The organism is Arhodomonas sp. KWT, assembly GCF_010993615.1.
In genome coordinates, this window is the sequence record NZ_WNXE01000108.1 from 1 (window position 1) to 9,985 (window position 9,985).

General features: G+C 69.7%; 12 protein-coding genes. 2 read left to right on the forward strand and 10 right to left on the reverse strand.

The genetic code is table 11. The features are described from left to right. Positions 1 to 246: 2-dehydropantoate 2-reductase (locus G7A99_RS13575; protein ID WP_240466282.1), on the reverse strand; the 246-nt coding region annotated here is incomplete at its 3' end. A gap of 65 nt (positions 247 to 311) precedes the next feature. Between G7A99_RS13575 and G7A99_RS13580 the strand changes: the two genes are divergently transcribed. After that, entirely contained in the window at positions 312 to 986 is a 675-nt protein-coding gene (locus G7A99_RS13580; protein ID WP_163140988.1) for an SOS response-associated peptidase, read from the forward strand. Between the two features lie 113 nt (positions 987 to 1,099). Here the strand turns inward: G7A99_RS13580 and G7A99_RS13585 are convergent, their stop codons facing one another. The 9 genes from G7A99_RS13585 to G7A99_RS13625 all read right to left on the reverse strand — a co-directional run bounded on the left by G7A99_RS13585 (position 1,100) and on the right by G7A99_RS13625 (position 8,605). Continuing rightward, the gene (locus tag G7A99_RS13585; RefSeq protein ID WP_163140990.1) at positions 1,100 to 1,282 is read right to left on the reverse strand and encodes a hypothetical protein; all 183 of its coding nucleotides are present in this window, start codon (positions 1,280 to 1,282) and stop codon (positions 1,100 to 1,102) included. 5 nt (positions 1,283 to 1,287) lie between these two features. Further along, entirely contained in the window at positions 1,288 to 2,778 is a 1,491-nt protein-coding gene (locus G7A99_RS13590) for a cytosine permease (RefSeq protein ID WP_205599853.1), read from the reverse strand. Positions 2,779 to 2,862: 84 nt separating this feature from the next. Next, on the reverse strand, positions 2,863 to 4,302 hold the full coding sequence (aldA, locus tag G7A99_RS13595; RefSeq protein ID WP_163140992.1) for an aldehyde dehydrogenase: 1,440 nt from the start codon (positions 4,300 to 4,302) through the stop codon (positions 2,863 to 2,865). A gap of 39 nt (positions 4,303 to 4,341) precedes the next feature. Beyond that, entirely contained in the window at positions 4,342 to 5,145 is an 804-nt protein-coding gene (locus G7A99_RS13600; RefSeq protein WP_163140994.1) for an HpcH/HpaI aldolase/citrate lyase family protein, read from the reverse strand. 9 nt (positions 5,146 to 5,154) lie between these two features. Continuing rightward, complete coding sequence (locus G7A99_RS13605) at positions 5,155 to 5,925, reverse strand: SDR family NAD(P)-dependent oxidoreductase (protein WP_163140996.1); 771 nt, start codon at positions 5,923 to 5,925, stop codon at positions 5,155 to 5,157. A 14-nt stretch (positions 5,926 to 5,939) separates the two neighbouring features. Beyond that, positions 5,940 to 6,854: an amidohydrolase gene (locus tag G7A99_RS13610; RefSeq protein WP_163140998.1), complete on the reverse strand. Its 915-nt coding sequence runs from the start codon at positions 6,852 to 6,854 to the stop codon at positions 5,940 to 5,942. Positions 6,855 to 6,859: 5 nt separating this feature from the next. Further along, positions 6,860 to 7,183, reverse strand: coding sequence for an L-rhamnose mutarotase (locus tag G7A99_RS13615; protein ID WP_163141000.1), 324 nt, complete (start codon positions 7,181 to 7,183; stop codon positions 6,860 to 6,862). 16 nt (positions 7,184 to 7,199) lie between these two features. Beyond that, positions 7,200 to 8,381 carry an L-rhamnonate dehydratase gene (rhmD, locus tag G7A99_RS13620; protein WP_163141002.1) on the reverse strand — a complete coding sequence of 394 codons (1,182 nt, stop codon included), beginning with the start codon at positions 8,379 to 8,381 and terminating at the stop codon, positions 7,200 to 7,202. Next, complete coding sequence (locus G7A99_RS13625) at positions 8,378 to 8,605, reverse strand: hypothetical protein (RefSeq protein WP_163141005.1); 228 nt, start codon at positions 8,603 to 8,605, stop codon at positions 8,378 to 8,380. Before G7A99_RS13625 ends, rhmD begins: the two co-directional genes overlap by 4 nt. A 268-nt stretch (positions 8,606 to 8,873) precedes the next feature. On the opposite strand from G7A99_RS13625, the gene G7A99_RS13630 reads away from it, so the two are divergent. After that, positions 8,874 to 9,812: a LysR family transcriptional regulator gene (locus G7A99_RS13630; RefSeq protein WP_163141008.1), complete on the forward strand. Its 939-nt coding sequence runs from the start codon at positions 8,874 to 8,876 to the stop codon at positions 9,810 to 9,812. Positions 9,813 to 9,985: the final 173 nt, after the last annotated feature.

Sequence of the window (9,985 nt, forward strand, 5' to 3'; positions counted from 1 at the left end):
CGCGGACTTGGTCGCGAGCAGTACGCCGTCGACGCCGTGCGGATCCTCGGCCTGCAGGCCGGCGATATCCATGGCGGTCACCGGGGCCTCGAACCGGGACTCGGGGTGCTCGACGGTCAGGCCCCGCTCGCGCAGGGCGTCCAGCTGCTGCCCGCGGGCGATGGCGATGACCTCGTGGCCGGCCTGCAGCAGCCGTGCCGCGTAGAACCCCCCGATCCCGCCGATACCGATGATCGCGATGCGCATGTTCCCGCGTCCTCCCGTCGTCGTGCCCCGCCGGGCGGGGCCGTGTCTGCTATCCTGCGCGACCCATGTGCGGCCGATTCGAACGTCACACGCCGCTGTCCGCGTTCGCCGAGTGGCTGGGCATCGCCCCTCCGGACGCGGTGGTCCCGGCATGCTACAACATCCCGCCCGGAACCGCCGTGCCGGTGGCAGTGGCCGGTGAGGACGGGCCGCGGCTAACGATGGCGAGCTGGGGCTTCCGGCCCGACGACGTGGACGACCCGGGTGCCCCGCAGCCGATCAACGCCCGCGCGGAGACGGTGGCGTCGAGCCGCTATTTCGCCCGGGCCTTCCGCGAGGCGCGCTGTCTGGTCCCGGCGGATGGCTGGTACGAATGGCGGGCCGGGCCCGGCGGAGTGCGCCAGCCCTGGCACCTCGACGTGGGTGCGCCGCTGATGTTCGCGGCGGTGCACGTCCCCGGCGGTCACGCCGGCGGGGCATTGCCGGGCATGGCCATCATCACCGAGCCCGCCCGGGGGGCAGCCCGGCGTATCCACCCACGGATGCCCGTGGTCCTGGACCCTTCCTGCTGGCGGGCCTGGCTGGATCCGGCGCTGAACGCCCGGGAGCGCATTCGCGCGGCGGTGCGTCCGGTGCCGGGCGAGCAGCTGCGATTGTGGCCGGTCAGCACCCGGGTGAACTCGCCGCGTAACGACGACCCCGGGCTGATCGAGCGCGACCCGTCCGCCGGGGACGGGTGACCGTCGGCGCTGGCATTGGTGCCCGCCCGGGGGCGGGGTCCGCACGCGTCAACGCGCCGGGGCCCCCGGGGCCGCGTTCGCGGGCCCCGTGGACACCTCCTGAGACTTCACAGCTAGTCGCCGGCGTCGTCCCCGCGGCCCATCCAGCAGGGGGTGACGGCGAACCACACGAGCGTGACCGCGAGCAGCGACCATTTCATCGATGTCTCGCCGAGCGCGTCGAACAGGTAGAGCATGGGCAGCCCTGCCGTGAGAACCAGCATCAGCAGCGAGATCGTCTGCAGCACCCTGCGCATGGCGATTACTCCTTCGTCGTGACGGGGGCGGCGGCCGTCCGCCGCTGGGTCGCGTAGCTCAGTGCGATGAACAGCGCGGCGGCGATGAACCAGCCCGGCAGTGCCACGAAGAAGATCTCGATCCCGGCGAGCTTCACCAGGGCCACGCAGATCGCGAGGGTGATCAGCCAGGTGGCGAGCGCCGGCATGGTCAGCAGGCGGCCGGCCCGCTCGGCGTAGTAGCGCTGGAGCCCGAGGCGGGGGAGTACCCAGTAGTCGGTGAAGACCACCGCGCCGATCGGCATGAGCAGCAGGCCGTAGAGGGCCACGAAGCCCAGCAGCTGCATCGCCACCGCCGGGAACATCGCCACGAAGGTGGTGAGCAGGCCGGTGCCGACGGTCACCTTGAACCGGGAGACCCGGGGGATGACCGCCTGGAAGGCGAGCCCGGCGCGGTAGATGGTCGGGTTGGCGGTGGTCCAGCCGGCGATGATCACGCAGATAAGCCCGGCCACGCCGAGCGCCTGGTCGGCCAGCGGGCCGGGCAGCGGGTTGGGGATGTTACCGGCCCCGGCGGCGCTGACCACGGCGCTCTTCGAGGTCAGCCCGGCCTGGTACATCTGGAAGGCGAACAGCATCGAGGCCGCCAGCCAGGCCATGAAGTGGCCGACATACATTCCCGCCGCCGAGGCGATGCCATACCAGCTCTTGCGCGCGAAGCGCAGCACCGACAGGTCCGACATGCCGATGTGCATGGCCATGTTGGTGAACCAGGCGAAGAAGATCACGTGCCAGATGGTGAAGTCTGGCTGGCCGGGCACGTGCACGCCGGTCCAGATCGCGGTATCGGCCAGCGTCCACAGGTCGCCGGCGGAGCCGATCGGCGTGGCGCTGGCGTCGATGAACCACTTCAGCGAGACGATGCCGAAGCCGAGGAAGATCAGCACCATCCAGGGCGCGGCGATGTTGGCGAAGCGCGAGACGTAGCGGTAGCCATAGGCCGCCACGAGGGTGATCACCACACCGACGCCGAGCACGCTGAGCACCCAGCCGACGCTGTTGGGCGTCAGGTCCCCCAGGGTCGGCAGCGGGAAGCCGAACCATACCCCCACGGCGGTGGCCGAGACGGTGATCATGGCCCCGGCCAGAAAACAGAACGCCAGGCCGTTGGCGAGGTTGTAGAGGATGACCGTGTGGCGGCCGGCGATCTTCTCGAGCTGGTAGTAGAGCGTCAGGCGTGCGCGGGTACCGATGGGCGCGGTGAGCAGCATCCAGCTCAGCACCGCCAGCGCGTTGCCGACGATCAGGCCGACCACCACGTCGAAGGCCGAGACGCCCGCCAGCACGAACAGCGGGCCGATCATCAGCTCGGTGCCGGCGGTGTGCTCGCCGGCGTACATGCCGATGAAGTCCTTGAAACCCAGTCGTGCCCCCGGGGGCACGGGCTGGCGCTCGTATTCGCCGCCGACGGCGCTGGGCTCGACCTGCGCCGCCGCGTCAGGGGTCATGTCGCTCATGGCGCATACCTCCGTTGTCATGACCGTCAACGCCCCGCGCCCCGGCGTGCGTTGCCGCCGGGGGTGCCGGGGCGAGCCGCGGGATCAGGTCTCGAGGTAGACCACGTGGCTGCGGGTGTACTCGTAGAGGCCGTGCTTGCCGTCGGCGCCGCCGATCCCCGACTGGCGGGTGCCGGCGTGGAAGCCCTGCATGGCCTCGAAGTTCTCGCGGTTGACGTAGGTCTCGCCGTAGTCGATCTCGCGGCAGGCGTGCATGGCGCGGGCGAGGCTGCGGGTGTAGACCGAGGAGGTCAGGCCGTACTCCGAGTCGTTGGCGAGCGCGATCGCCTCGTCGAGGTCGTCGACGACCTGGATCGGCAGCACCGGGCCGAAGATCTCCTTGCGCATGATCTCCATGTCGCCGCGGCAGCCGCTGAGCACCGTGGGCTGGTAGTGGAAACCGGCGCCGAGATCGGCGACCTGCCCGCCGGTGACCAGCTCGGCGCCGTCACGGCCGGCGCGCTCGACCATGGCGGCGACCTTGTCCAGCCCCTCCTGGTTGATCAGCGGCCCCATCTCGACCTCGGGCCGGGCCAGCGGATCGCCGTAGCGGGTGTCGGCCATGGCCCGGGCGATCCGGTCGGTGAACTCGTCGGCGACGCCGCGCTGCACGTAGACACGCTCGGCGCAGTTGCACACCTGGCCGGTGTTGATGATCCGCGAGTCGCGGACCGCCTTCACGGCGAGGTCGATGTCGGCGTCGTCGAGGACGATGGCCGGCGCCTTGCCGCCCAGTTCCAGATTGAGCTTGGTGATGTTGTCGGCGGCGCCGCGCATGATCGCCGAGCCGGTCTCGACGCTGCCGGTGAAGCTGATCATGTCGATTCGCGGGCTGGCGGTCAGGGCGCTGCCGGTGCTGGCACCGCCGCCGCTGACCACGTTGAACACGCCGTCCGGCAGGCCGATCCGGTCGAGCAGGCGGGTGAACTCGAAGCAGTTGTTGGGGGTTTCCTCGCTGGGCTTGATCACCACGGTGTTGCCGGTGACCAGTGCCGGGGCCATCTTGCGTGCGATCAGGAAGAACGGGAAGTTCCACGGCAGGACGCCGGCGACCACCCCGAGCGGCTTGCGGAACAGGAAGATGTTCTCGCCGGGACGGTCGCTCTCGACGATCTCGCCCTCGATGCGCCGCGCCCACTCGGCCATGTAGTCGAGATAGTCGGCGGTGAAGTTGACCTCCACCTCGGCCAGCCCGGAGACCTTGCCCTGCTCCTCGGTGATCACGCGGGCCAGGGCCTTGGCCTCGCCGCGAATCCCGTCGGCGAGCCGGCGCAGGTAGACCGCGCGTTCCACCGCGGGCAGCCGCGCCCAGGGCTTCTGGGCGGCGCGGGCGGCGTTCACCGCGCGCTCGACGTCGTCCGCGCCGGACTCCGGCACCCGCGAGAGCACCGCACCGGTGGCGGGGTTGCGCACCTCGATGTGCTCGCGGGCGGGGGCGAAGGTGCCGTCGATGTAGTTCTGGTAGGTCGGGATGTCGCTGGTCATGGGGCTCTCCTCCTGTGCCAGTTGATGTTGTCGCTGTGCTCAGTACGTGTCCGATGTCGGTGTTCCGGGGGCGCCGTCGTCGGGCCGGTAGCGGGCCAGCGTCTGCACGGCGGCGTGGCGCAGCAGGCTGATGTCGATGCCCACGGCGATGAAGTCGAAGCCCCAATCGGCGTAGCGCCGGGCGTCCGTCTCGGCGGGGGCGAGGATGCCTGCGGCCTTGCCGGCCGCCCTGGTGGCGTCGAGGGCGCGGCGGATCATCGCCTGGACGTCGGGATGGCCGGGGTTGCCGACGTGTCCGGCCCCGGTGGAGAGATCGGCGGGCCCGACGAACACCGCGTCGACCCCGTCCACGGCGGCGATCGCCTCGACGTTGTCGATGCCGCGCGGTGATTCCACCTGGACGATCAGGCACAGCTCGCGGTGTGCCGTCCGGATGTAATCGGGCACCGCGTCCCAGCGGGTCGCGCGGGTCAGTCCGCCGCCCACGCCGCGGATGCCCTGCGGCGGGAAGCGCATGGCGCGCACCAGCGCCTCGGCCTGCCCGGCGTCGTCGACCATCGGCACCATCAGTGTCTGGGCGCCGACGTCGAGCAGCTGCTTGATCAGGGCCGGATCGTGGTTGAGCGTGCGCACCACCGGCGCGCTCGGGTAGGGCGCCACGGCCTGGAGCTGGCCGAGCACCGCCGGCACCGGGTTGGGGGCGTGTTCGCCGTCGATCAGCAGCCAGTCGAAGCCGGTGGTGGCGAGGATCTCGGCGGCGTAGGCGGTGCCGAAGCCGGCCCAGCAGCCGTAGCGGGGTTCGCCGGTCAGCGCGGCCTTGAACGGATTCTTTGGGAGTTCCACGGGCGTGTCCTATTGCAGGTTGACGAACATGCCGCCGTCGACCAGCAGCGAGGCGCCGGTGACGTAGGCCGCCATGTCGGAGGCGAGGAAGGCTATCGGGCCGGCCAGGTCCTCGGGGCGGCCCAGCCGGCCCAGCGGCGTGCGGCCGATCATGTAGTCGCGCTTGTCGGGATCGGCGAGGTCGTCCTTGTTGATGTCGGTCTCGATGGTGCCGGGCAGCAGGGCGTTGCAGCGGATGCCGTAGGGGCCCAGTGCGACGGCGCAGGACTGCATCAGCGAGACCAGGCCGGCCTTGGTCGGGGTGTAGTGGGTCTGCATGCCACCGCCGACCAGCGCGCTGATCGAGCTCACCGCGATGATCGCGCCGCCGCGGCCCTGGTCCTTCATGCGGTTGGCCGCCGCCTGGACGGCGAAATAGGCGCCGTTCAGGTTGGTGTTGACGGTCTCCAGGTAGGTCTCGCGGGGCATGTCGAGGAAGCTGTGGAACGGACAGATCCCGGCGTTGTTGACGAACACGTCGACGCCGCCGAAATGCTCGATCGCCGACGCGACCAGCCTGTTGCCGGTGTCCGGGTCGCCGGCGGGGGCGCCCACTGCGCTGGCGTCGCGGCCCAGGCCGCGAATCTCCGCGATCAGCTCGTCGACCAGCGGCCGGCTCGACTCGCTGCCGCTGTAGCCGATGATCACGTTGGCGCCCTGGCGGGCGCATTCCAGGGCGGCGGCGCGGCCGATGCCGCGCGAGGCACCGGTGATGATGACGGTCTTGTCATTGAGCAGCATGGGGGTCTCCTCGGTCATGGATGCTGCGGTGCGTTGTTGCCGGTAAGGCGGTAGAGACGCCGGGCGTTGTCGGCGAAAAGCGCCTGTTTCTCCGCCGCCGAGGCGTCGGCGACGACGTCGGCATAGGCGTTCCAGACGTCCGCATAGCGCGCGTAGAGGCCGTCGACCGGAAAGTTGGAGGCGAACAGGCAGCGCCCCACGCCGAAGGCGTCGATCGCCTCGAGGATCAGCGGCCGGATGCTGCCGGTCGTCCAGTGATGGTCGAGCATGCCGAAGCCACTGAGCTTGATGGCGACGTTGTCGCGCCTGGCCAGCTCGCGCAGGCCGTCGCGCCAGGCCCGCCAGCCGGGCACACCGTGGCGGTCGACGTACATCCCGGCGTGATTGAGCAGGAACCGGGTGTCGGGGTGCTCGCCGGCGAGCCGTGCCGCCTGGGGCATCTGCGAGGGGTAGAGCTGCAGGTCGAACGACAGCCCGTGGCGTCCGAGCAGGCGGAAGTTGTCGCGCCATGCCGGCTTGCTCATGTAGTGGCGGCCGACGTAGTCGTACAGCGGGTCGTCGTGGACGTTGAGGATCTGGCGCACGCCACGCACCCGCGGGCTCAGCGCGAGCTGCTCCTCGATCACCCGCGCGGCGTCCGGCCGCGAGAGGTCGGCGCCGATCACCAGCGCCGAGGGCAGCGGCGGGTCGCCCCCCTCGGCGAGCCCCGCCAGCCAGCGGGTCTCCTTTACCGGGTCGACGGCGTCGGCCTCGATGTGCACGGCGCCGAGCAGGTCGATGGCGTCGCTGTCGCGGCGCAGCCCGGCGGGGCCGTAGTCGTGGGCCATCGGCCGGTAGTCGCCGAGCAGGTTGGGTTCCGGGTGCTCGAGCCAGGGCTGGTTGCCCAGGCCGAGGTTCCAGAAGTGTACGTGGGCGTCGATGACCTGCATCGTCGTCACTCCTCGGGCAGCAGCGTGAATACCTCGTCCAGCGGCACGCTCTGCGGCGAGGTATCCGCCTCGGTGTCCATGATGTCCGCCATGGCGTACCACCAGCGCTGCATTACCGGCAGCGCCGGCAGGTCGTCGACGCGATGGTCGTCGGCGAGCCACATGATCGCGAACAGGTGGCGTGACTGCGGGTCGAGGAAGATGCGGTACTCCTCGACCCCCGCCTCGCGCAGGGCGTCGACCAGCTCCGGCCAGATGGCGTCGTGGCGGCGCCGGTACTCGGCTTCCCGGCCGGGGTGCAGGGTCATGCGAAAGGCGCGAACGATCATGGCCGTCTCCCGCGTGTCAGTGCGTGTAGGGGCGCGCCAGGTCGCTCCCCGGGTTCAGGCGCACGCCAAAGCCCGGGGCGTCGAGCTTCGAGGCGGGAATGCGGCCGTTATCCGGCACCGGCTCGTCGAGCAGCAGCGGGTTGAACATCGGCACCACCTCGTCGGCACCGGGGGCCATCATCAGGAACTCGGCGAACGGGCTGTTCTGGCGGGTGATCACGAAGTGGTAGCTGTAGACCGAGGAGCCGTGGGGCACCACCAGCTTGTTGTGGGCGTCGGCCAGCGCCGAGATCTTGATCAGCTCGGTGATCCCGCCGCACCAGCCGACGTCGGGCTGGATGATGTCGCAGCACTCCATCTCCAGGAGCATGCGAAAGCCCCAGCGGGTCGCCTCGTGCTCGCCGGTGGTGACCAGCATGCCCGGGGGCGCGTTGCGCCTGAGTTCGGCGTAGCCCCAGTAGTCGTCGGGGGGCAGGGCCTCCTCGATCCATTTGAGGCCGTACTCCCGGGCGCCGTGGGCCAGGCGGGTGGCGTAGTTGACGTCGAGGCTCATCCAGCAGTCGAACATCAGCCAGAAGTCGTCGCCGACCCGCTCGCGCATCTCGGCAAGCTGGGCGAGGTTCCGGTTCAGCCCCGCGTCGCCCTCGGCGGGGCCGTGCCGGAGCGGCATCTTGCCGCCGATGAAGCCCATCCGCTTGGCCAGATCGGGCCGCGCGCCGGTGGCGTAGAAGCTCAGCTCCTCGCGTACCGGGCCACCGAGCAGGGCGTGCACCGGCTCGTCGCGGAGCTTTCCCAGCAGGTCCCACAGCGCCAGGTCGACACCGGAGATGGTGTTGAGCACCACGCCCTTGCGGCCGTAGAAGAGCGTGGCGTTGAACATCTGGTCCCAGATCTTCTCGATGTCGGTGACCCGCTGGCCCTCGACGAACCGGGCCAGGTGCCGCTCGACGATGAAGGCGCCGATCTCGCCGGCGGTGGTCACCGCGAAGCCCACCGTGCCGTCGCTGGCCTCGACCTCGACGACCAGCGTGCCGAGCACGTTGAGCCCGAAGCTCCTGCGGGTCATGCGGTATTCCGGGTACTTGCTCATCGGGGTCGAGATCTGGCCGTCGATCCAGTGACCATCGCCCTGATCGTGGTAGTCGGCACCGCCGCCGCGGACGGTGTAGGCGCGGACGTGCTTGATGGTCGTCTTCATGGGGATCGGGTCTCCTGTCTTGACGCGTCGTGGTGTTCGCCGTGAGGCGTCGCCACCAGGCCGGAAACGCCGAGGCCCCGCAGACCGGGGATCACGGTGGTGACGGTGAGCAGGCAGGGGCCGCCGCCGGTCCGGCCGGGAAAGGCCCGGGCGGAGGCCGGCAGCGGGAAGGGCATCAGCCGCTTGAGCATCTTGGTGACTTCGGGAGAGGCGTGCCTGGTCATGCGAGTCTCTCGTGAGTCGAGCGCGACGACGGCCCTGCGACGGATGAATGGCCGATTTCGTGCACTGACTTGTAACACCGGGGTCCGGGCTCGACTAATACGAATGCCGTGCTTTCTGATACCTTTGCCTTATTTCGCGGCCGTGAGCCCGCTATCACGCCTTCCGTGTGCTGTCGCCATGAGTGCGCGGTTTTCTGACCGAATGCGAAGGTCCGGCGGGAAGGGCAGCGATAGCCAGGGCGTATCAAGGGTTGCCGACGGGGGAGGGATGTCGGAGGAGTTGCACCACCAGGTGGTCCTCAACCGCCTGCGCTACAAGCACCTGCTGCTGATCTCGCTGCTCGACGAGTGCCGCAATCTGCATCAGGTGGCGCGTTCGCTGAACATGTCGCAGCCGGCGGCGACGCGCATGCTGCGCGAGATCGAGACCACCTTCGAATGCCAGCTCTTCGAACGGACCTCGCGGGGCGTGCGGCCGACCCAGTCCGGCGAGGTCCTGATCGAGTTCGCCCAGGGGGCGGTGAACCGGCTGGAGCGCTGCGCCGAGTCGCTGCACCGCCATCACCTGGGCGATCAGGGGCAGCTGGTGCTGGGCGCGATCATGGGGGCGGCGCCCGATCTCGTCGCCGAGGCGGTGGTCGAGATGAAGCGCCAGCATCCGTTGCTGCAGGTGCGCATGCTCGGCGAGACCAGTGACCAGCTCGTGGAACTGCTGGCACAGAACCGCATCGACGTCGCCATCGCCCGTTACGTGACCGCGCTGCAGCACAACCTGTTCGACTTCGAGTCCCTCGGCAATGAGACGGTGCTGGCGGTGGTGCGTCACGATCATCCGCTGGTCGGGGTGGCGGACCTGTCGCTGGCGTCGCTGCTGGACGACTGGCCGTGGATCCTCCAGCCGCTGGAGAGCCCGCTGCGCCAGGTGCTCGAGAAGGAGTTCGAGACCGCGGGGCTGATGTCGCCCCGGGATATCATCGAGTGCGGGTCGATCTATGCGGCCCTGCAGCTGGTCAAGCGCGGTGACGGCGTGCTGGTGCTGCCGGAGTCGGTGCTGCGCGATTACCTGGCGTTCGGCGAGATCGTCGCCCTGCCGATCTCGGTGGGCAAGACGCTCTCGCCGTTCGGGATCCTGACCCGCAAGAACGAGGCGCTCAGCGAGCCGGTGCGCCACTTCTGTACCATCCTGCGCCGCATGGCGGGGCGGTAGTGGCGGCCGGCGGCGCACGTCGCCGCCGCGAGGCGCCATTCGTCCATCCGCTGATCCGCGTCAGGCGGTACGCGCGGGCTTCTCGGTAGTATAATAACCGGCTTTGTTCGCAACGCCTGTGGATGCGAGCCATGGTTCAGGTCACCGGTGAGCTTGGCGATATCGCCGACGTC